Annotated in this window: 21 protein-coding genes and 1 pseudogene; 20 read left to right on the forward strand and 2 right to left on the reverse strand. The window is 48.4% G+C overall.

What is annotated here, in order from left to right; all coding sequences use genetic code 11:
* The first annotated feature begins 110 nt into the window (after nt 1-110).
* The 5 genes from spoIID (at nt 111) to BUB35_RS03405 (ending at nt 4,158) form a co-directional block, all read left to right on the forward strand.
* Nucleotides 111-1,049, forward strand: a complete 939-nt coding sequence (spoIID, locus tag BUB35_RS03375; RefSeq protein ID WP_084730539.1) for a stage II sporulation protein D — start codon at nt 111-113, stop codon at nt 1,047-1,049.
* A 44-nt stretch (nt 1,050-1,093) separates the two neighbouring features.
* Nucleotides 1,094-1,828: a M23 family metallopeptidase gene (locus BUB35_RS03380; RefSeq protein WP_072849113.1), complete on the forward strand. Its 735-nt coding sequence runs from the start codon at nt 1,094-1,096 to the stop codon at nt 1,826-1,828.
* 314 nt (nt 1,829-2,142) lie between these two features.
* On the forward strand, nt 2,143-2,661 hold the full coding sequence (locus tag BUB35_RS03390; RefSeq protein ID WP_072849117.1) for an O-acetyl-ADP-ribose deacetylase: 519 nt from the start codon (nt 2,143-2,145) through the stop codon (nt 2,659-2,661).
* 517 nt (nt 2,662-3,178) lie between these two features.
* Complete coding sequence (gene hpf, locus BUB35_RS03400) at nt 3,179-3,724, forward strand: ribosome hibernation-promoting factor, HPF/YfiA family (RefSeq protein WP_072849137.1); 546 nt, start codon at nt 3,179-3,181, stop codon at nt 3,722-3,724.
* 86 nt (nt 3,725-3,810) lie between these two features.
* Nucleotides 3,811-4,158 (forward strand): PAS domain-containing protein, encoded by a 348-nt coding sequence (locus BUB35_RS03405; RefSeq protein ID WP_072849140.1) that lies wholly within the window; start codon nt 3,811-3,813, stop codon nt 4,156-4,158.
* Between the two features lie 132 nt (nt 4,159-4,290).
* Here BUB35_RS03405 and BUB35_RS03410 read toward each other — a convergent pair whose 3' ends face one another.
* Nucleotides 4,291-5,658: an MATE family efflux transporter gene (locus BUB35_RS03410; protein ID WP_072849143.1), complete on the reverse strand. Its 1,368-nt coding sequence runs from the start codon at nt 5,656-5,658 to the stop codon at nt 4,291-4,293.
* A 196-nt stretch (nt 5,659-5,854) separates the two neighbouring features.
* A pseudogene (locus tag BUB35_RS03415) lies at nt 5,855-7,199 on the reverse strand (MATE family efflux transporter).
* Nucleotides 7,200-7,408: 209 nt separating this feature from the next.
* Between BUB35_RS03415 and BUB35_RS03420 the strand changes: the two are divergent.
* From BUB35_RS03420 to tnpA, 15 genes are all read left to right on the forward strand, one after another.
* Complete coding sequence (locus BUB35_RS03420) at nt 7,409-8,002, forward strand: thymidine kinase (protein WP_072849146.1); 594 nt, start codon at nt 7,409-7,411, stop codon at nt 8,000-8,002.
* Nucleotides 7,999-8,568, forward strand: coding sequence for an HD domain-containing protein (locus BUB35_RS03425; protein ID WP_072849148.1), 570 nt, complete (start codon nt 7,999-8,001; stop codon nt 8,566-8,568). Before BUB35_RS03420 ends, BUB35_RS03425 begins: the two co-directional genes overlap by 4 nt.
* 32 nt (nt 8,569-8,600) lie before the next feature.
* Nucleotides 8,601-9,935: a TrkH family potassium uptake protein gene (locus BUB35_RS03430; protein ID WP_072849150.1), complete on the forward strand. Its 1,335-nt coding sequence runs from the start codon at nt 8,601-8,603 to the stop codon at nt 9,933-9,935.
* Nucleotides 9,936-9,960: 25 nt separating this feature from the next.
* Nucleotides 9,961-10,611 (forward strand): potassium channel family protein, encoded by a 651-nt coding sequence (locus BUB35_RS03435; RefSeq protein WP_242949189.1) that lies wholly within the window; start codon nt 9,961-9,963, stop codon nt 10,609-10,611.
* A 1-nt stretch (nt 10,612) separates the two neighbouring features.
* A complete protein-coding gene (locus BUB35_RS03440) occupies nt 10,613-11,056 on the forward strand; it encodes a GNAT family N-acetyltransferase (RefSeq protein ID WP_072849152.1) in 444 nt (147 codons plus the stop codon).
* Between the two features lie 180 nt (nt 11,057-11,236).
* Nucleotides 11,237-13,816 carry a preprotein translocase subunit SecA gene (gene secA / locus BUB35_RS03445; RefSeq protein WP_072849155.1) on the forward strand — a complete coding sequence of 860 codons (2,580 nt, stop codon included), beginning with the start codon at nt 11,237-11,239 and terminating at the stop codon, nt 13,814-13,816.
* Nucleotides 13,817-13,831: 15 nt separating this feature from the next.
* Entirely contained in the window at nt 13,832-14,950 is a 1,119-nt protein-coding gene (locus BUB35_RS19445; RefSeq protein ID WP_242949190.1) for a GNAT family N-acetyltransferase, read from the forward strand.
* Between the two features lie 46 nt (nt 14,951-14,996).
* A protein-coding gene (prfB, locus tag BUB35_RS03455) for a peptide chain release factor 2 (protein ID WP_096348611.1) occupies nt 14,997-16,101 on the forward strand; the annotation gives its coding sequence in 2 pieces (ribosomal slippage) (nt 14,997-15,071 and nt 15,073-16,101; 1,104 coding nt in all).
* Between the two features lie 40 nt (nt 16,102-16,141).
* Complete coding sequence (locus BUB35_RS03460) at nt 16,142-17,125, forward strand: RluA family pseudouridine synthase (protein ID WP_072849159.1); 984 nt, start codon at nt 16,142-16,144, stop codon at nt 17,123-17,125.
* Between the two features lie 21 nt (nt 17,126-17,146).
* Nucleotides 17,147-17,881 (forward strand): nucleotidyltransferase family protein, encoded by a 735-nt coding sequence (locus tag BUB35_RS03465; RefSeq protein WP_072849161.1) that lies wholly within the window; start codon nt 17,147-17,149, stop codon nt 17,879-17,881.
* Between the two features lie 332 nt (nt 17,882-18,213).
* A complete protein-coding gene (prmA, locus tag BUB35_RS03470; protein ID WP_072849163.1) occupies nt 18,214-19,191 on the forward strand; it encodes a 50S ribosomal protein L11 methyltransferase in 978 nt (325 codons plus the stop codon).
* Nucleotides 19,192-19,194: 3 nt separating this feature from the next.
* Nucleotides 19,195-19,920, forward strand: a complete 726-nt coding sequence (locus BUB35_RS03475) for a 16S rRNA (uracil(1498)-N(3))-methyltransferase (protein WP_054328827.1) — start codon at nt 19,195-19,197, stop codon at nt 19,918-19,920.
* A gap of 13 nt (nt 19,921-19,933) precedes the next feature.
* Nucleotides 19,934-21,088, forward strand: coding sequence for a cysteine desulfurase family protein (locus tag BUB35_RS03480; RefSeq protein WP_072849165.1), 1,155 nt, complete (start codon nt 19,934-19,936; stop codon nt 21,086-21,088).
* A 9-nt stretch (nt 21,089-21,097) separates the two neighbouring features.
* Nucleotides 21,098-22,273 carry a tRNA uracil 4-sulfurtransferase ThiI gene (gene thiI, locus BUB35_RS03485; protein WP_072849167.1) on the forward strand — a complete coding sequence of 392 codons (1,176 nt, stop codon included), beginning with the start codon at nt 21,098-21,100 and terminating at the stop codon, nt 22,271-22,273.
* A 185-nt stretch (nt 22,274-22,458) separates the two neighbouring features.
* The coding region (tnpA, locus tag BUB35_RS03490) for an IS200/IS605 family transposase (RefSeq protein WP_143158929.1) at nt 22,459-22,638 on the forward strand (180 nt) is incomplete at its 3' end.

Raw genomic sequence — 22,638 nt, forward strand, 5'->3', positions numbered from 1 at the left:
GAAGTCGAAAATATCTTGAGAAAATCAGGATGTTTTCGGCTTTTTTTATTTGCCCTGTTCTTTTGGGGGACGAGGATGCATAGGCTGTTACGGAGAGGAAGTGGCGCAGTATGGTGAAAAAAGTTTTGGGGGTACTGGTGGGCTATGTGCTGCTGGCAGTCATTGTCATTCCTTTGCTGGTAACGGCCATTTTCGGGGGATTTCGCACAGAAGCGGTGACAGAGGCGAAAAATCTCTTTGGACCGGCGGACTACCTGCAAATCTTACGCCCTGAGCATACAGAACTGGAGGAATATGTGCAAGGGGTGGTGTCGGCGGAAATGCCTGCCCTCTTTCCCATGGAAGCCCTGAAGGCCCAGGCGGTGGCAGCAAGGACGTATCAGGTGCGGAAAATGGAGGAAGCAGGCAGTGATGCTGTCCTTTATGATGTGGGACAAGCCTATGCGGATACAGCTGCCCAGAAAGAAAAATGGGGGGAGCATTACGAAGAATACGCCGCAAGGGTTTCACAGGCAGTGGAGGAAACGGCAGGGGAAATCATGGTATATGAGGGAGAGCCAATCCTAGCGGTGTTTCATGCCCAAAGCGCAGGCAAAACGGAGGATTCGGAAAACGTCTGGGTGCAGGAAATCCCCTATCTGCGGAGTGTGGACAGCAGCGGTGACCTGTCCGCACCAGACAATACTGTTACCGAAACCCTTTCGGCGCAGACCGTATGGGAAAAACTTTCCGCGTTGGGAGATTTGAGCGTTTCGGCGGTGGAACTGGATTTTTCCGGCATCCAGCGCAGCGAAGCGGGGTATATCCAGCAGATACAGGCAGGCAATCTCACATTGACGGGCTTAGAAGTACGGACGGCTTTGGGGCTGCGAAGCGCGGACTTTACTGTTCAGCGGCAGGGAGAGGATTTTGTGTTCACCACCAAGGGGTATGGTCATGGGGCTGGTATGAGCCAGTATGGGGCAAAGGCGTTGGCGGAGGAAGGCATGGACTATCACGAAATCCTCAGCCATTATTACACAGGCATTTCTTTTGAAAAAACTGCATAAAACAGGGCAAGGCTGGTCAAAATAGCCTTGGAGGTGTTGGCAGAATGAAAAAGAAAAACGAAAGCAAAATGGCAGCAGTGCTGGTATCCATGGGGTTATGCGTGGTAGCTCTGGGGGCAGGCATGACTTACTACACATGGAGCAATGTGAAGGAGCCCATGACAGCGGAGGAAAGCCCGGCTTCTCCCGTTACGGTGGCAAAAAGCCCCACACTGGACACAGCCAAAGCCCAGAGAGAACAAATGAGCAATGACGACGGTGAGGCACCTGACCCGACACCAGCGCAGGAAGCCAAAACAACAGAAACCAAAACAACATCTGAACAAAAGACAACAGAAAAAAGTACAGCCAAAGCACAACAGACAGCGGCAGTGACTTACGTCTATCCTGTCACTGGGGAAACGGTGATGCCTTACAGTGTGGACAAGGCGGTCTATGACCCGACCCTTGACCAGTACCGCACCAATGATACCCTTTGTATCGCGGCGGAAGCTGGCACGGAAATCAAAGCGGCGGCAGACGGCACTGTGGCGGAAATCAAAGAGGATGACGAAAGCGGCAGAACCCTTGTTTTGGAACATGCAGACGGTACGCGGACTACATACGGTCCGCTGGCGGCAGACGGTATGGCGAAAAAAGGCGATACCGTGAAGCAAGGTCAGACCGTAGGCAAACTGGACCAGCCTACCAAATATCAGGCGGCACTGGGCAGCCATCTGGTGTTTGCCATGGAGGTAAATGGCGAGCGGGTGGACCCTGCGAAAAAACTGGAGAAATAAAGACAAAATATTTCCCATAAACAGGAAGAAAGCTGGGGGACTTGCACTGCAAGGATTCCGGCTTTCTTTGTTTTCTCGTGAAGGAATCTCCCTTTTGTCTTGTGGGGGAAAGACTGTCCCGCTTGTGCAATTTTGCCAGAGAAAACCAGCAGAGGGAAAAAAGGGCAGGTGTTTTCTGTGGTTTTTGGGGCAAAAGTCTGGTTGTGCGTTGTGGTTTTTCAGTTTTTTTGCAAAAAAACCTTTACGAATTTTCGGAAAGGGGATACAATGGGACAAAAGGGGAATTTTTGATTTCCCGGATAGGGGGTTAAGGTATGGAACGATTTTCTATTATAAAAGGAGATATTGTGAAAGCCAAAACGGATGCCATTGTCAATGCGGCGAATACATCCCTTCTGGGAGGCGGCGGCGTGGACGGCGCCATTCATCGGGCAGCAGGCAGAGAGCTGCTGGAAGAATGCGAAACCCTTGGCGGCTGCAAAACCGGTGAAGCCAAAATTACCCATGGTTATAAGCTGAAAGCAAAGTATGTCATTCATACACCCGGTCCCATCTGGCGCGGAGGCAAATGGGATGAAGAAGAACTGCTGGCAAACTGCTACCGCAATTCTCTGGCGCTGGCAAAGGAAAATGGCATCAAGACCATTTCCTTCCCGTCCATCAGCACCGGCGTGTATCGTTTCCCTGTGCATCTGGCGGCAGAAATCGCTGTGCGGGAAATCATGAATTATCTCAGAGAGAATCCCGATATGGAACAGGTGACTATGGTTTGCTTTGATGACGATACCAAAGCGGCTTATGTGGAAGCTTTGGCAGCCTATCAGCAGGCATAAACAGAACATAGACAGATGTGGTATTACTGCCGCATCTGTTTTTTTATGGGAAATAGAAAAGATTATGTCAACATATGGGAAATGGGAACGAAATTTGCAAAAAGGACATGCGGGGGATAACTTTTTGTTTTATCCACAAGGAAAAGCCTTGAAAAAAGAGTTATACACAGAGTTATGCACATTATCCACAGCCTGATTTTCGAAAATATGTGGAGAAAATCCAAGTTATCCCCCTTTTCGCCAGCCCTCGCCAAAGGGCTGTGTTCCGCCATTTGTGGGGTCTGCGGAAAAATGCCCGTCTGTTGTGGATAGTATTCTGTCAACCAAACGGAAATTGTGAACAAACCCGTTTTTTAATTTTGGGCAAAAGTCCGAAAAAATTTTTTCAAAGAAAAGAGGGTTTTTGGAAATGACATCGAATATGTATGTCATAGAAAGAGAGATGTCTTTCTAGTCCCCCTTAGGGGTGTACCAATAGGTTTCCGCAAAGACGGAAACTGCGAAGGGAGTTGTTAGTATGCGGTATAACATCATTGGGAAAAATATCGACGTTTGGGACAAGACCAAAGAAATGGTGGAGAAAAAACTGGACAGAATTGCAAAACTGTTCCCGGAAGACACCAACGCAACCATTACACTGAGTCTGGAAAAACTGGTTTCTACCGTTGAAGTAACCATTCCGCTGAATAAACGACTGATCCGTGCAGAAGTACAGGATACAGATATGACAGCTGCCATGGACAAAGCTGTGGATATTCTGGAAAATCAGGTTGTCCGCTACAAAAAACGGATGCGCACCAAAGTCCGTCAGGGCGGCGAAAACTTTGTGGCAGAATATCAGGCAATTATGGTACCTGAAGAATATCTGGATGAAGAACCTCTGTACAAGATCGAACGTATCAAACATTTTGAAGTAAAACCCATGGACGCTGAAGAAGCAGTGATGGAAATGGAACTGATCGGTCATAACTTCTTCGTATTCCGCAATGGGGAAACAGACGAAGTGAATGTAGTTTACAAACGGAAAAATGGTTCCTATGGTCTGATCGAACCCGAATATTAAAATAGAAATATACTTGCACATGATGGAGGCGGGAAATTCCTTTGGAGGAGGTTCCGCCTCCTTTTTTGTATGAAGGAGGAACATATATGGAACAGCTGGAAATCATGGAGGGCATCCTCAACGCGTACCCCTATCCCATCGTTTTTGTGGATAACGATTATATCATTCGGTTTCTGAACCGCTTTGCCAAGTACCATTACTATGAAGAACGGGGCTATGGGGATTTGATTGGCAAGAGCATTTTTGACTGCCACCTGACAGATGCCGCCAAGGAAAAAATCAAAATGGCTTATGAAGGCATCAAAAAGAATGGTAAAGAAGTTTTTATCGGCGTCAATACCCGCAATCAGCGGATGTATATGATGGGGGTGCGGAACCAGAAAGGGGAATGGATTGGATTTTTTGAACGGTTTGAATTGAATCTGGCAAAATAAAAAAGGGAAAGCATACCAGATAAAATCTCAGTAAAAATAAAAAAGCTGAAATCCTTTGTTTTGATGAGGATTTCAGCTTTCTTTGTTTTCTTATGAAGATGTCTTCAAATGGGAATTTCCCACTCTTTTTGCTTATGATTTCGCTGCCATACGTCGTTTTGGTTTGGGACCATGATGCTGCCAAGGGCGGATATGGTAGAACCAGAAAGACAGTGCCGCGGACAATGTCCAGCCAACGGGCCAGGACAGCCAGATGCCTGTGGAGTCCATAGACAGTGCTTTTACAAAGAAATATGCCAGCACCACACGAAGCACCAGGTCTGTGAATGTGGTGGTGGTGAAATAAGCGATGGAACTGGTTCCCCTCAGTACCCCGTCACACATGGCTTTGACCATGACCACAAAGTAGAAAGGAGATACAATCCGCAGGAACATCATGCCTGCATGGATGGCATTGGGGCTGCCGTTATCCAAAAACAGACCGATGGCAAAACGTCCTAAGAACAGATAAATCACCACAAAGGGCAGACATACCAGCGCACCCATGCGCAGGCTTTCCTTCAGCCCGTCTGTGATACGGCTTTCCTTATGGGCACCGATATTCTGTGCCGTAAAGGAAGAAAGACCGTTGGCAAGGGTGGACATACAGGTGACAGAGAATGTATTCAGCTTGATGGCGGAAGAATATCCCGCAATAACGGCGGAGCCAAAGCTGTTGACCAAACCCTGGATGAACAGGTTCCCCACGGAAACGAAGCTCTGCTGCAAAATGCTGGGTACGGCAATGACAGAAATCTGCCCCAGCAAATGGAAAGAAAACAGCGGGAACTGTTTTGTGGTGGGAATCTGTTTCAGACGATGGAGCAGGGCTGCCAGTGCCAGCAGGGAGGAAATGCCCTGTGCCGCGAAGGTTGCCCATGCCACACCTGCCACGCCCATATCAAAGACGATAACGAACAAGAGGTCCAGCAGGATATTGCCTATAGAGGAGCCGATGAGGAAATACAAAGGTGTTTTGGAATCCCCCAGAGCGGTGAAGATGCCTGTGCAGACGTTATACAGAAACAGGAACAGGAACCCGTATATGTAGATATTCAGATACAGGGCACCGTCAGAAAAGATGTTTTCCGGTGTCTGAAGCATCCGCAGCATGTTTTGCCCTTGCCATACGCCGAATACCGTCAGAATCACGCTCAAAACTACGCAGGTGATGAATATGGTGCTGACGGCGCATTTCAGATGGATGTATTGCCTGCCGCCAAAAAGTCTGGAAATGCTGACGGCACAGCCAGCACAGCTGCCGATGGCAATTGCCATAAAAATCATGGTGATGGGATAGGATGCCCCAACGGCTGCCAGCGCGTCCTCCCCGATGAAACGTCCCGCAATGACGCTGTCGGCAATGTTATACATCTGCTGAAAAGCCACGCTGATAAGCATGGGAATGGAAAAACTCCACAGCAATTTGCGAATATTGCCTGTGGTCAAATCGGTTATCATAGATTTCCCCCTTTCGTAAAATGCATATTCCGATCACGTCCTTTTCTTTCATTGTATACAAAAGTAAGGAGAAGGGCAAGGAAAACAAATGGGGTACAGGAAAAAAGGCTTTTTTCGCTGCACGCAGAAGAAAATCGTTTCCATAAAAAAAGCCGGAATCCTTTTTGTGGGAGGATTCCAGCTATGTTTGTTTTGATTATAAAGTATCGTAAGAGCGTTTTTCCCATGGTTTTTTCCGATAGAACACATAGGAAAGGATGCAGGAGATGCTCCAGCCGAAAGGCCAGGACAGCCAGATGCCTGTGGAGCCCAGACCAAAGCCAATGGCAAAGACGAAGGCCAATACCACACGGAGGACAAGGTCTGTGAATGTGGTGGTCATGAAGTACAGCATGGCGCTGCCCCCGCGGAGCACACCGTCACACATGACTTTGGTGGATACCACGAAGTAGAAAGGTGTGACGATTTTCAGGAACATGGCACCGGCAGCAATGGCTTCGGCGCTTTCGCTTTTCATGAATAGCCCCATGGCAGCTTCACTGAAGAAGAAGTACACCAGCACAAAAGGCAGGGATACCAGAATGCCCATTTTGGCGCCGGCGCGGAAGCCTTCCTGTACACGGTCTTTTTTGCCTGCCCCCAGATTCTGAGCGGTGAAGGAAGAAAGACCGTTGGAAAGGGTGGTCATGCAGGTAACGCCGAAGGTGTTCAGCTTGATGGCGCCGGAATAGCCTGCAATGACGGCGGAACCGTAGCTGTTGACCAGACCTTGAATAAACAGGTTTCCCACAGATACAAAGCACTGCTGTAAAATGCTGGGCACGGCAACTTTTGTGACCTGACCCAGTACGGCAAAGGAAAAGAACTGATGGGCTTCTGTGGTCTGGAGTTTTTTCAGACGGAAAAACAGTGTGATGAGGGCCAGAACGCAGGCAATGCCCTGTGCCAGGAAGGTTGCCCATGCCACACCTGCTACGCCCATATCAAAGGCAATGACGAAAAGCAAGTCCAGGGCGATATTCCCCAAAGAGGAACCAATGAGGAAATACAGGGGTGTTCGGGAGTCCCCCAGCGCCGTAAAGATGCCTGTGCCTACGTTATACAAAAACAGGAACAGGAATCCTAAGATGTAGATATGCAGATACAAAGAAGCGTCGGAAAAAATGTTTTCCGGTGTCTGCAAAAGCAGCAGCAGGTTATCACCCTGCCAGATGCCAAAGAGAGAGCACAATGCTCACAATGACGCCGGCACAGCAGATGGTGCCAACGGCTGTTTTCAGCATGGCATAATGTTTGCTGCCGAACAGCTGGGATATAACGACAGTACAGCCGATGCTGCTGCCGATGGCAACAGCCATGAAAATCATGGTGATGGGATAGGATGCCCCTACAGCTGCCAACGCTTGCTCCCCGATGAACCGCCCTGCGATGATGCTGTCGGCAATGTTGAAAAACTGCTGGAAAACCACACTGATGAGCATGGGAATGGAAAATGCCCAGAGCAGACGACTGGTATTGCCTGTAGTCAGGTCTGTATTCATGAAAAAAACTCCTTTCTGATGAATTGAAATGGTGTTATTTCCCCGAAAAAGTATGTGAAAAACATATCAAAGTCAATATAATACTTTTTTCAAAGAAAGAAAACAGTTTTGTGTTGTTTATTTTTTGTGAAAGTTCATTTTTTACCTCGCCACCTGCAAAGTTTTGTGATATGATAATCGGACAATAGAGGAAAAAAGGAGGGTTTTGCGTGGCAAAACTGTATTTTCGATATGGCGCCATGGGCAGCTCTAAGTCTGCACAGGCACTGATTACCAAGTTCAATTACGAGGAAAAGGACATGCAGGTATGGCTCATGAAGCCTGCCGTAGATACCAGAGATGGGGAAGGCGTGGTGAAAAGCCGCATTGGTCTGGAAGCCCCTGCTTATGTGGTGACAGCGGATGTGGATTTGTTTGCCCTGTTCCAGAAAGGAGAGCGGGAAAAACAGTTCTATGATGTCATCATCGCCGATGAAGCCCAGTTCTTCCAGCCAGAACAGATTGACCAGCTCCGGGACATTGTGGATACCTATAATGTACCTGTGTTCTGCTATGGTCTGCGGACAGATTTCCGCACAAAACTGTTCCCCGGCAGCGCCCGTCTACTGGAAATCGCCGATTCCATTACAGAACTGAAGACTGTTTGCAGCTGCGGCAGCAAAGCCATCGTCAACGCAAGACTGGATGGAGAAGGACATGTCATCACCGAAGGGGAACAGGTCATGCTGGGCGGCAATGAAAGCTATGAACCCATGTGTTATAAATGCTGGAAAAAAGCGCTGGAAAAGGAGAAGGAAGCATGACGCCGAGAGAATTCATTGATTTTCTGCATGTGGCAGAACGGCTCAAAGACAATACCCGTCATTCCACCACCAGTCAGGGTCGCCCTGAAAGCGTGGCAGAACACAGCTGGCGTGTGGCGCTCATGGCAATGCTCCTTTCTGGAGAAGCGGAAGGCGTAGACCTGAATAAAGTGCTGCGGATGTGCGTTATTCACGATCTGGGTGAAGCCATCACCGGAGACATTCCTTCTTTCTGGAAAACGGAAGCGGATGCGGCAAAAGAGGACAAAGAAGTCTTTGCCCTGGCGGAAAGCCTGCCGGAACCTGTCAGAAGCGAATGGAAAGCCCTCTTTGCGGAAATGATAGAAATGAAAACGCCGGAAGCCCGTGTGTATAAGGCATTGGACAAGCTGGAAGCAGTTTTGCAGCACAACGAAGCGCCTTTGTCCACATGGATTCCTTTGGAATATGAACTCAACCAGACTTACGGTATGGAAGAAGCCAAAGCGTCCATTCCTTTTCTGGAAGCGGTACGCAATCTGGCAGTGACAGACACCAAAGAAAAATTGCAGAAAGAATCAACATAATCAATCGGGGAAAAGAGAAGGTGTAATAAGAAATGGTTCGTTCACGAATGAGACTTTCCAATTTGCAGATCGTTGCCCTGGGATACTTTCTGGTGATCCTCACGGGGACGCTGCTTTTGATGCTGCCTATTTCCACCCAGGAGGGTCAGCCGCCTACATCGGTGCTGGATGCCCTTTTTACAGCGGTATCCGCTTCCTGTGTAACAGGACTGGTGGTGGTGGATACAGGCACCCATTGGACACTGTTTGGGCAATTGGTCATACTGGGACTTATCCAGATCGGGGGACTTGGTTTCATGACCATCTCTCTGGGCTTTCTGCTGCTGATGCGAAAGCGTATCGGTCTGCGCCACAGGGAAGTGATGGTGGAAAGCATCAACTCCATGCAGATCGGCGGCGTTGTACGCCTCACAAGAAAAATTCTCTACGGTACCCTGCTCTTTGAAGGGCTGGGCGCGTTGTTCCTTGCCATCCGGTTCATACCACAGTTTGGCTGGAAACAGGGGGCATACTTCAGTGTGTTCCACTCCATATCCGCCTTTTGTAACGCGGGCTTTGACCTTTTTGGCAATTATAATTCCATTGTGGCTTATGCTGACGATGCACTGGTGAACTTCACCCTCATGGGGCTTATCACCATGGGTGGTCTGGGCTTTCTGGTTTGGGAGGATCTGTGGCAGAAAAAATGGTCTTTCCGCCATCTGCGCCTCCAGACAAAAATCGTACTGAGTACATCCTTTGCCCTGACCGTTGGCGGCGGCTTTTTGCTGCTGATGTTGGAGCGGAACAATCTGAATGTGGATATGAGCAACAGCGAAAGACTGCTGACTGCCTTTTTCCAGTCCTGTACCGCCAGAACGGCAGGCTTTAACAGCGTCGATCCCGGTGCCATGACCAGCGGCAGCAAAATGCTCATGATGCTTCTCATGTTCATCGGCGGCAGCCCCGGTTCTACTGCCGGCGGCATCAAGACCACCACACTGATGGTCATTCTCATGTATACACTGGCTGGGGTGCGTCATGCCCGCAGTGCCAATATTTTTGGCAGACGACTGGAAGAAGACGCATTGCACAAAGCCATTTATGTATTTTTTGTCAATTTGATTTTTGTGATCCTTGGTACCATTGCTATTTGCAGTGTGCAAAATCTGGAACTGACGGATGTGCTTTTTGAAGCCTTCTCCGCCATGGGTACCGTAGGCATTTCCACAGGCATCACCAGAGAATTGGAGGTATTCTCCCGTCTGGTCATCATTTTCCTCATGTACTGCGGCAGGGTGGGCAGTATTTCCTTTGCCGTAGCCCTTATGGAACGGAAAGCGGTGCCGCCTGTGACCATGCCTCTGGAAAAGATCACCATTGGATAATTTGGACATGTAACAGGAGGAAGTTATGGAAATGAAATCCTTTTTGATTATTGGTATGGGCTCTTTTGGTCATCATCTGTGCCGCTCTCTGGCGGAAAACGAATGTGAGATTATGGTAGTGGATAAGGACTCCGAAGCAGTGGAAGATGTGCTGCCCCTTGGTGTCAGCGGACGTGTGGGGGACTGCACCAACATTGATGTGCTCCGCTCTTTCAGTATTGACCTGTTCGACGCCTGCTTTGTCTGCATGGGTACAAACTTCAAGAACAGTTTGCAGATCGCAAGCTTCCTGAAGGAACTGGGTGCGAAAAAGGTTTATGCCAAAGCAGACGAAGACATTCAGGCGAAATTCCTGAAAAGAAACGGCGCTGACGTTGTCATTTATCCTGAGAAAAACGTGGCAGAACAGATTGCCATTGCCGCAAGTTCTGACAATATTTTCGACTGCATCCCCTTTGTGGAGGATTATTACATTGCGGAAATCCGCCCCATGGAACGTTGGCTGGGCAGAACCGTTGTGGATGTCAACTTCCGTGCTCGCTATAATCTGAATATCGTAGCGGTGAAACAGGGGGAAAATGTGATTCCTATTCCCGGCCCCAACTACGTATTCAATGAAGACGAACATATCATGGTACTGGGACACATCAACGACATCCGCCGGGTAGCTTACTGATATGGAGCTGCGGCAGATATTTACGGGAAAAATGGATTTCATGGATTTGCTCCTGCTGGGAGATGAGCAGGAGGATATGGTCATGAAATATCTGGAAAGAGGAGAAATGGCAGCCCTGTTTGACGGGGAAGATGCCATTGCCCTTTCTGTTGTGACAAAAGAAGGAGAAAATCTGTGGGAACTGAAGAACATTGCTGTCCTGCCTGCTTTTCAGGGAAAAGGATATGGGAAACAGCTGGTGCGGTTCTGGCAGGAAAAATTGGAAGGAAAAGGAATTTTGCAGGCAGGAACAGGAGAAACGCCCAAAACCATGGGATTTTACATGGCCTGCGGCTTCCAATTCTCCCATAGAATCACGGATTTTTTCGTTCATCATTATGACCATCCCATTGTAGAGGATGGCATACTGCTCAAAGATATGGTCTATTTTTCGTATAAACTGTAAAAAGTATGGGAAAGAAGTTACAATTTCCTTAAAGTTTTGTAAAGCCTTCGGTTTTCGGGCATTTTATGCTTGCGCCGAAGGCTGTTTTTCTGCTAAACTATAATAATGTAAAAGTATGCCTATGAGAAAGCATGGCTTTCCACGGGACATACAGGAAAAAGAAAAAATGAGGTGAACCAAATGGGTTTATTGGAAAAAATATTCGGGAACTACAGTGAAAAAGAAATCAAGAAAATCAAACCGATCGTAAGCAAAATCGAAGCACTGGGTCCTGAATACGAAAAACTCTCTGATGAAGAACTCAGAGGCAAAACACAGGAATTCAAAGACCGTCTGGCAAAAGGCGAAACTTTGGACGATATTCTGCCGGAAGCATACGCTGTTGTAAGAGAAGCGGCTTCCCGTCCCCATGTACTGAACATGCGTCATTTCCCTGTACAGCTCATGGGCGGTATCGTGATGCACCAGGGACGTATTGCCGAAATGCGTACTGGTGAAGGTAAAACACTGGTGGCTACCCTGCCTGCGTACCTGAACGCACTGGAAGGCAAGGGCGTACATGTTGTTACTGTCAATGACTACCTGGCACAGCGTGACAGCGAATGGATGGGGGAAGTATTCCGTTTCCTGGGTCTGACTGTTGGCTGTATCCTCAACAGCATGGACAATAACGAACGTCGTGCCGCTTATGCATGTGACATCACATACGGCACCAACAATGAATTCGGTTTCGACTACCTTCGTGACAACATGGTAGTCCGCAAAGAAAGCATGGTACAGCGTGACCTGCACTTTGCCATCATCGACGAAGTGGACTCCGTCCTCATCGATGAAGCCAGAACACCACTGATCATTTCCGGCAGCGGCTCCAAGTCCACAGACCTGTACCGTGTAGCCGATCTGTTTGTAAAACAGCTGAAAAAAGGTCGCATCCTCAACGAAGAAGAAGCCATGAACCCTCTGATGAAGGAAGAACTTCAGGAAGAAGGGGACTACATTCTGGATGAAAAGGCAAAAAGCGTTGTGCTGACACAGGAAGGTATCGCAAAGGCAGAAAAATTCTTCAACGTAGATAACCTGTCTGACCCCGAAAACCTGGAACTGCAGCACCACATCAACAACGCTCTGAAAGCAAACTACAACATGCATCTGGACAAAGACTATGTGGTACATGAAGGGGAAATCGTTATCGTTGACGAATTCACCGGTCGTATGATGCCCGGCAGACGTTACTCCGACGGTCTGCATCAGGCAATCGAAGCTAAAGAAAATGTACAGGTACGCCGGGAAAGCAAAACACTGGCTACCATCACATTCCAGAACTACTTCAACAAATATAAGAAAAAATGCGGTATGACTGGTACAGCGAAAACAGAAGAAGACGAATTCCGTAACATTTACGGTATGGACGTTGTGGAAATCCCCACAAACAAACCTGTTGCCAGAAAAGACCTGCAGGACGTTGTTTACCGCACAGAAGCGGGCAAATTCCGTGCTGTTGTTCGTGACATCGCAGAAGCTCACGCAAAAGGTCAGCCTGTACTGGTAGGTACCGTTACCATTGATAAATCCGAAGAACTGAGCAAACTGTTGAAACGGGAAGGCATCCCTCATCAGGTGCTGAATGCAAAATACCACGCAAAAGAAGCGGAAATCGTTGCGCTGGCTGGTCAGATGAACGCCGTTACCATCGCAACAAACATGGCTGGTCGTGGTACCGACATCAAGCTGGGTGAAGGCGTTGCAGAACTGGGTGGTCTGAAGATCATCGGTACAGAACGTCACGAATCCAGACGTATCGATAACCAGCTCCGTGGTCGTGCTGGTCGTCAGGGTGACCCCGGTGAATCCAGATTCTATATCTCTCTGGAAGACGACCTGATGCGTCTGTTCGGCTCCGAAAAGACCATGAAACTGGTTGACGCCATGGGTATGGATGAAGATGAACCCATCGAAGCAGGCATGCTGACAAAAGCCATCGAAAACGCCCAGAAGAAAGTAGAAGGCAACAACTTTGCCGTTCGTAAACATCTGCTGGAATACGACCAGGTTATGAACGAACAGCGTGAAGTTATCTATGGCGAAAGAAAACGTGTACTTTACGGCGAAAACCTTCGCGACAGCATCATGGGTATGATTTCCCAGACCATCGACCGCATCATCGACGCCCATATCAGCGATGAACAGATGCCCGAAGAATGGGATATGAACGCTCTGAGCGAATCTTTCTCCGCCATCATCCCTGTTGGCAGAATCAACATCAAAGAAGACGCTCTGGAAAAAATGACAAAAGACAAGCTGAAAGAAAACCTGAAAAAACTGGGTGTTCAGCTTTATGAACTGAAAGAAAAAGAAATCGGCGACGAAGAAAGAATGCGTGAACTGGAACGCGTGGTCATGCTGCGTGTCATCGACCAGAAATGGATGGATCATATCGACGATATGGACCAGATGCGTCAGGGCATTGGTCTGCACGCTTACGCCCAGAGAAATCCTCTGATCGAATATAAATTTGCTGCATACGACATGTTCGAGGAAATGAGCAACCACATTCAGGAAGATACCCTGAAGATCCTCTACCGTGTCCGCATCGAAACCGAAGCAAAACGGGAAGAAGTGCAGAAACCCATGTTCACCAACAAGGACGATTCCGCAGTGAAACAGCCTAAGAAACGTGCCGAAGAAAAAGTTGGCAGAAACGATCCCTGCCCTTGCGGCAGTGGCAAGAAATACAAACAGTGCTGCGGCAGAAACGCTTAATAAGCAGGTGAAACCATGAGAAAACGGATACAGCTGGCAGATTTGCCTTTTTATACCCAAAGAATGACCGCTGAAAACTGGCAGGAGGAGGGATTTCCCTCCCTTGCCGAGGCGGAAAGCTGGAGCGGCAGAGGCTGCGGCATCGCTTCCCTCAGGATGGTGCTGGACGGCTTTGGCTGTGCCTGCGGCAGACAGGGAGAGATGATCTCCAAAGGTCTGGCGGCAGGGGCTTATAAAGAAGGCGTCGGCTGGATTCATGGAAAACTGGCGGAAATGGCTGGGAACTACGGCGTTTTTGGAGAGGCAAAACGGGGAAAGAACCTTGCGGACCTCCAAAAAGACTTGGAAAACGGCTTTGTCTGCATCGCTTCCGTGACACCGTATTTCCGTTTTGGTCAGCAGAAACCGGACGGGAGTTTTTACGGAAAAGGCGGACATCTGGTGCCTGTGTATGGCTGTGAAACAGAAGGGGGAAAGGCAGCCTATTTTCTGCTTCACCATCCCTCCATGTATGCGGAATATAACGTGCCCCATTGGGCAGTTGCCGCGGAGGAGTTGGAACCTTCTTTTTCCGGGAATTATATCCGTTTTCGAAAAGCCGGCACTTTGCGGCAGGCAGAGGTATCAGACGCCCTTGTCATGAGCCGTATTTACGCCGAAAGCTGGAAAGTGGCTTTTCGGGGGAATGTGCCTGACGGTTTTTTGGATGGATTGTCCGAAGATCATTGGGTAACCTTTTTTGAAAAAGCATTGACAGAAGGCAGCTTGTCTGCCAAACTGATTTTTGATAAGGAAAGGGCCGTGGGGGCAGTGGCTTATGGCGCTGCCAGGACAGAATTGCCCGCGGGAGGAACCCTTTTGGGAAAGGGCGGCGATTATAGCGCCTTTGGCGAAGTGACTTCTCTTTATCTTTTGCCGGAATATTACGACAAGGGATATGGCAGAGAGCTGCTGGAAAGCGTCAGGGACGAACTTCTGGGGACTTACGAAGGGGTTTACCTTTGGGTCCTGCGGGAGAATGAAAGGGCAAGAGCCTTTTATGAAAAACTGGGCTTTGTGCCCACAGAAGATGCCTGTCTGTGCGACATAAACGGCAAAACACTTACGGATATTCGTTACGTTTATCATAAATAAAAAAACAACCAAAAAAAATCTTATTTTTAAAGGAGTTGATTTTTGCATGTTCGAATTAGAACAGATCCGTCTGGGCCTTTCCGCTTATGACGAAAAATTAAAGGAAATGGGGGCTTCACTTTGACGTCGCTGGCGCCAAAGAGAAAATAGCCGAACTGGAAGAACTTTCTGCCGATCCTGATTTCTGGAACGATATGCAGAAGAGCCAGAAAACCTTGCAGCAGCTCAAAGCGCTGAAAAACAAGGTAGAACATTATGAAGGTCTTGTGACCAAATACGAGGATATCCTCACGCTCATTGAAATGGGCATCGAAGAAGAAGACGAAAGCATCTACGAGGAAGTCAAGGAAATGAACGATTCCTTCCTGGAGGAATACGAACAGCTTCACGTAGCTACCATGCTGGACGGGGAATACGACCGCAACAACGCCATCGTTACCCTTCACGCTGGTACCGGCGGTACAGAAGCCTGCGACTGGACCAACATGCTGTTCCGTATGTACACCAAATGGGCTGCAAAAGCAGGCTTTGAGGTGGAAGTGCTGGATATGCTGGACGGCGACGAAGCAGGTCTGAAATCCGTTACCATTCAGGTCAACGGCGAAAACGCTTATGGCTATCTGAAGTCCGAAAAAGGCATCCATCGTCTGGTGCGTGTATCTCCTTTCGACAGTTCCGGCAGACGTCATACGTCTTTCGCTTCCTGCGATGTTATGCCGGAAATCGAAAACGACAATGAGATCGAAGTCAAAGCCGACGACATCCGTATCGACACATACCGTGCCAGCGGTGCCGGCGGTCAGCATGTCAACAAAACATCTTCTGCCATCCGTATTACTCACTTCCCTACAGGGATTGTGGTACAGTGTCAGGATGAAAGAAGCCAGTTCAGCAATAAGGAACGTGCGTTCAAAATGCTGAAAAGTAAACTGCTGGCACTGAAAATCGAAGAACAGATGCAGAAACTGGCGGAAATCCGCGGCGATGTAAAAGAAATCGGTTGGGGCAGCCAGATCCGTTCCTATGTATTCATGCCTTACACCATGGTCAAAGACCATCGTACCGGGGAAGAAACCGGTAACGTAGGGGCAGTCATGGACGGCGACATCGACAACTTCATCAGTGCATATCTGGCTTGGATCCACAGCTAAAAACAAGCTGGGGAGGATTTCTCAAAGGAGTTTGGGAGAATTGAAAGAGATCAAGATCACCAAAAATGAGGAAAACCAAAGACTGGATAAATATCTGCTGAAATACTTCAACAAAGCGCCCAAAAGCTTTGTCTATAAAATGCTGCGGAAAAAACGCATCAAGCTCAACAAAGGCAAGGCAGAGGGCAGCGAGATGCTGCTGGAGGGAGATACCCTCCAGCTGTATCTGGCGGAAGAAACCATGGCAGGATTTATGGAGGAAAAGACCGTTCCTGTGGCAGAGCGTCACTTCGGCATTGTTTACGAGGATGATGACATTCTGGTGGTGAATAAGCCCGCCGGGCTTCTGACCCATCCGGAAAAAGCGGAGGATCGGGATACCCTCACAGACCAGATTTTGTATTACCTCTACGAAAAAGGACAATACACGCCTTCTGCGGAAAGCGCATTCACACCGGCAGTCTGCAACCGTCTGGACAGAAACACCAGCGGCATTGTGGTGGCAGGGAAAACCCTCCGTGCCGTGCAGGCAGTCAATGAAGCCATTCGCAGCCGGCGTATGGATAAATATTATGTTACATTGGTAAAAGGCGTAGTGGAAGAAGCGGGAGAAATCGACCTGTATCTTTCCAAGGATGAGGAGCATAATCAGGTGCGGACAAGCCATCAGGAAAAAGCGGGATACCGCCGTGCCCTGACAAAGTACCGCCCCATTGCCCACACAAAGGACTATACTTTGCTGGAACTGCAGCTCATCACCGGAAAGACTCATCAAATTCGTGCCCACATGCAGGCCATGGGCCATCCCGTTTTGGGTGACAGGAAATATGGCGATGCCGAAACGAACCGAAAGGTCAGAGGGGAGTTTGCCATTTCCAATCAATGTCTGCATGCCCGGAAAATCGTCTGGAAGGAAAAAGAAGGTTTCCTGTCCTATTTGTACGGAAAACAGATGACGGCGCCTTTGCCCAAAAAAATGCAGGCTGTTTGTGACAGTCTGTTTGGCGAAGAAGGACACTTCTGATGAGGAAAGAGGAGTGATTTCATGAAAGCAATTATATTGGCGGCAGGCTATGCCACCAGATTATATCCTTTGACCATCAATACGCCAAAGGCATTGCTTCCAATCAACAAAAAACCAATCATTGATTATATCGTAGACGAACTGAACACCATTTCTGAGATTGACGAAATCTATGTGGTGACAAACAGCCGTTTTGCACAGCATTTCACAGACTGGGCAAAAACAGCGCCGGGGAAAACTCCCATTTCTGTGCTGGATGACGGCACCACCAGCGACGAAAACAAAAAAGGCGCTGTGGGTGACATTGGCTTTGTTATCGCAGAGAAAAACATCGACGACGAACTGCTGGTTATTGCCGGAGATAACTTCTTCACTTACTCCCTGCGGGATTATGTGAATTATTACCGGGAAAAAGACCATGACTGTGTTTGCGTCAAGAAATGGCCCAACAAAAAGGAATTGTCCCAGTTCGGCGTGGCGCTGCTGGATGCAAACGGCAAGGTGCTGGATATTGAGGAAAAACCCAAACAGCCCAAGTCCGACACAGCGGTATTTGCCACATACCTTTACAAACGGGATACTGTGCCCATGTTCCGGGAATATCTGGATGGGGGCAACAATCCCGACGCGCCGGGGAACTTCCCCGCATGGCTGTACAAACGCAAAGACGTGTACGCCTACACATTCTCCGGAGAATGTTATGACATCGGCACACCGGAAAGCTATCGGGAAGTTTGCCGCATGTATGAAAAATAAGAAACATTCTGGCAGAGGTGAGGCAGAAAAAGCCGACATAACGTTTCGGATCAGGGTGTCAAAAACTGGAGTTTACACTTTTGCAGAACTGCGGAAGGGATTGGGAAACGAAGCGTGTCCCAAATGAAATCCGCAGTCGGAATTTACTTCCGACGAGGAAAACAGCACGTTTCAAGGCATTTTTATGCCGATGGAACGTGCTGTTTATACATACAGTAACCTCGTCAAAATCCTGATTTTGACGAAGGGTGTCGATTTTTTCGACACCCTCAGCCGACACAACGTGTCGGATTTTTTTCGTAGTGGAACGGACAATAAGGAGGCAGAAGAACATGGAATGGATCGAAGTATTTGTAGCCACATCCCAGATGGGGCTGGAGCCTGTGGAAGGCGTGCTGTACCAGTGCGGTCTCAACGGGCTGATGATTCACGACGAAGCGGATTTTGCGGAATTTCTGGAAAATCCCAATAGAGAATGGGACTATGTTGCCGATGAACTGGTGGAAGAAAAACAGGAACAGACCACAGGCATCACCTTTTTCCTGCGTGACAACCTCTATGGCAGAGAACAGCTGTCCCAGATCAAAAGCGCACTCCAGAGCGTGAAAGAAACAGAAAAAGAACTGGATCTGGGTTCTTTGGAAGTGACCATGAAAAACGTAGCGGAAGAAGATTGGGCAAACAACTGGAAGAAATATTTTAAACCCTTCCCCGTCGGCGATAAAATCATGATCAAGCCCTCTTGGGAAGAACTGCCTGCCCAGACAGATAAAATCATCCTGAAAATCGACCCCGGTCATATTTTCGGTACAGGCACCCACGAAACCACACAGCTGTGTATGGAGCTTATTGAAAAATATGTGAAGAAAGATGATATGGTGCTGGATATTGGCTGCGGCAGTGGTATCCTGTCCATCGCTTCTCTGCTGCTGGACGCAAAGGAAGCCGACGCCGTGGATATTGACCCCAATGCCATCCAGATTGCTTATGAAAACAGCGACAGAAACGACATCGACCGGAGCCGTTACCATGTAAAAGCCGGCAATATTCTGGAAGACAAAGAATTGCAGGCATCTTACAGCGGCAAGAAATACGATTTGGTGGCTGCCAACATCGTGGCAGACGTTATCATCGCTTTGACAAAACAGGTGCCTGATTACATCAAAGACGGCGGCATTTTCCTGTGCAGCGGCATCATCACCGAACGGAAGGAAGATGTGCTGGAAGCATTGAAAGCCGCAAACTTTGCTGTGCTGGACATCAAGGAAAAAACAAGCTGGGTTGCCATTGCTACCCGTTATGAGGGATAAGCCATGCCGAAATTTTTTGTGACACCACAGGACATTGTGGGGAAGAAAATCACCCTGACAGGGGAAAACGAAAAGCATATCAAGACCGTGCTCCGGGCAAGAGAAGGGGAAGAAATCACCGTATGTGACGGGGAAGGAACGGACTATCAGTGCCGCATCCTTTCTCTGGAACGTGGTGTGGTGACGGAAGTCCTTTCCTCCGCCCCCTGCGATGTGGAGCCGGAAACGAAGATTACCCTTTATCAGGGATTGCCTAAAGCGGATAAAATGGAATGGATCATCCAGAAATGCGTGGAATTGGGTATTGAGCGAATCGTGCCCGTTTCTACAGAAAGAGCCATTGTGAAGCTGGACAAAAAAGAAGGCAAGAAACTGGAACGCTGGCAGAAAATCGCCGAAGCCGCCGCAAAACAGAGCGGACGTGGCATCATCCCCCAGATGGGAGAAAGCGTGCTGACCTTTAAGGAGGCTGTGGCGGAAGCGGCAAAACTGGATGGGGCGCTGATTCCTTATGAAAAAGAGGAAGAAAGAGGCATCCGCCAGTTTGTGCAGGGCTTTTCCGGTAAGACCGTAGGGGTCTTTATCGGACCGGAAGGCGGTTTTGCGCCGGAGGAAATCCAGCTGGCACAGGAAGCAGGCATTCTGCCGGTGACACTGGGCAAACGAATCTTACGGACGGAAACGGCGGGCATGACCACCGTTGCCTTGTTGTTATATGAATTGGGCTAAGGAGGAAACAGAAATGATTTATTTCGATAATGCCGCCACCACAAGAGCGCTGCCCGAAGTGGCGGAAAAAATGACCTATATGCTGTGCGAAAACTTTGGGAACCCTGCTTCCGTCAGCGTCATGGGGCTGGAAGTGGAAAAGGAAATCCGCAAAGCGGCGGAAATCCTTGCCAATGGCATCCGTGCCAAAGAAGAAGAAATCTTCTTCACCAGCGGCGGCACAGAAGGGGATAACTGGGCCATTTACGGCACAGCGGAAGGCTATGCCAGAAACGGCAAGCACCTCATCACCACAGCCATTGAACATCCCGCTGTAAAAAATCCCATGAAACATCTGGAAGAAAAAGGCTATGAAGTTACATGGCTGGGTGTAGACGAAAAGGGACATATTTCTCTGGAAGAACTGGCAAATGCCATCCGTCCTGACACCATTTTGGTCAGCACCATTCTGGTGAACAACGAAACTGGTGTCATTCAGGATGCGGCAGCCATTGGGAAACTCATCAAAGAAAAAAATCCCAATACCCTGTACCATGTGGATGCGGTGCAGGCTTTCGGCAAATACCCCATTGATGTACAGAAAATGAAAATCGACCTGCTGACCATGAGCGGCCATAAAATCCATGGCCCCAAAGGCGTAGGTATGCTCTATATGCGCAAAGGTCTGAAAGTACGTCCTTTCATTCTGGGGGGCGGTCAGCAGAAAGGTCAGAGAGCTGGTACAGAAAACGGCGCTGGCGTGGCTGGTCTGGGGGTAGCGGCAGACGTTGCCTTCCGTTCCATGAAAGAAAGCATCGAACATGTGAAAGAAGTAAAGAAAACCCTTATGGATGGCATTCTGGCAATGTCTGACACACAGGTCAACGGGGATGGACTGGAAGAAGCCAGCCCTTATGTACTGAATGTGACATTCAAAGGCCTGCGCAGTGAAGTATTGCTGCACAGTCTGGAAAGCAAGGGAATCTTCGTATCCGCAGGTTCTGCCTGCGACAGCAGAAAGAAAATCGGCAGCCCTGTTTTGACAGCCATGGGCATGCCTTATGAAGAAATTGAAGGGGCGGTACGTTTCAGCTTCTGCCGCTACAACACTGTGGAAGAAGCCAAAGAATGTCTGAAAGCGCTGGAAGAAACGGTACCTTTCCTGCGTAAAATCAACCGACAGAGATAAGGAGGAAGTATGGCGGATAAAGTATTGCTTGTAAAATTCGGGGAAATTGCCATGCGTGGCGATAACCAGTATATCTTCATCAATCGTCTGATTCTGGCGATTCGCAGAAATCTGGACCCTGTGGGAAATTATTATGTGGTAAGAGAACCCGGTCGCCTCATTGTGGAAGACCGTGGCGGCGAAATGGACTATGATCTGGTGATTCCCAGAGTAGAGCCTATTTTCGGTCTGGTGGCACTGTGCCCCGGTATCCGGTTGCAGGAAATGTCCATGGACGCCATCAAAGAAGAAGCTCTGCGCCACATGCAGGAGCTCTACGGCGATAAACCCATGACATTTAAGGTAAACGCTCGTCGTTCCAATAAGGGTTTTGGCGTGGCATCTATGCAGATTGCGGCGGATGTAGGGGAATATATCCTCGATCACATGTCGAACATGACTGTAAATGTGAAAACACCTGACGTTGTGCTGAACATCGAAGTGCGTAACCGCATTTACATGTATTCCAAAATCATCAAGACTTACGGCGGTCTGCCTTACGGCAGTTCCGGCAAGGGCGTTTCTCTGCTCTCCGGCGGTATCGACAGCCCCGTTGCCACATGGATGATGGCAAAACGTGGGGTAGAAGTGGAAGGCGTATACTTCCATAGCCCTCCGTATACAAGTGAATGGGCAAAACAGAAGGTTATCGACCTGGCAAAACGCATTGCGGACTTTACCGGCGAATTTAAGCTCTATGTAGTGCCTTTCACAGATTTGCAGCTGTATCTGCTGGAAAATGTGCCCCATGATAAGCTGACCATCCATCTGAAACGTGCTATGATGCGTGCGGCAGAAAAAATCGCCGAAAAAGATGGCGCATGGAGCCTGATTACCGGCGAAAGCGTAGGTCAGGTAGCCAGCCAGACCATGCAGGGCATTTATGCCATCAACGCAGTCTGCAATATGCCCGTACTGCGTCCTCTGGCAGGTATGGATAAACAGGAAATCATCAACATCGGTACCAAGATTGGCACCTATGACATTTCCATTCGTCCTTACGAAGATTGCTGTACCATTTTCGTAGCAAAACATCCCCAGATCAAACCTCGTCTGAATGTCATTGAACGTATTGAACGGAAGCTGACAGATTTGGACAAATATCTGGAAGAAGCCGTGGAAAACGCGGAAATCATCGAACTGTAACATAGAAACATCGGTATGCTCAGTTTTTAGAGTATGCCGATGTTTTTTTGTACGCCGAACAGGTATGACAAAACCCCCAGTTCAACTGGGGGTAGGTAAAAATACTTTAGTATAAGAAAGAAACCTCCTGCGTTATAATGAAAATGGTCTGGCAACCCAAATTATAGAAGCAGGAGGTTTTGTCAATGAATGACATAAGAAGTTTATCACATTCCAAATGGAGATGCAAATATCATATTGTTTTTGCACCTAAATATCGCAGACAGGTGATTTATAAAAAGTTAAAAGCAGATATTGGGAGGATATTAAGAGAATTATGTGAAAGGAAAGGTGTAAATATTGTAGAGGCGGAGTGTTGTTCAAAT

The sequence above is a fragment of the Anaerotignum lactatifermentans DSM 14214 genome (assembly GCF_900142265.1).
Classification (GTDB): domain Bacteria; phylum Bacillota; class Clostridia; order Lachnospirales; family Anaerotignaceae; genus Anaerotignum; species Anaerotignum lactatifermentans.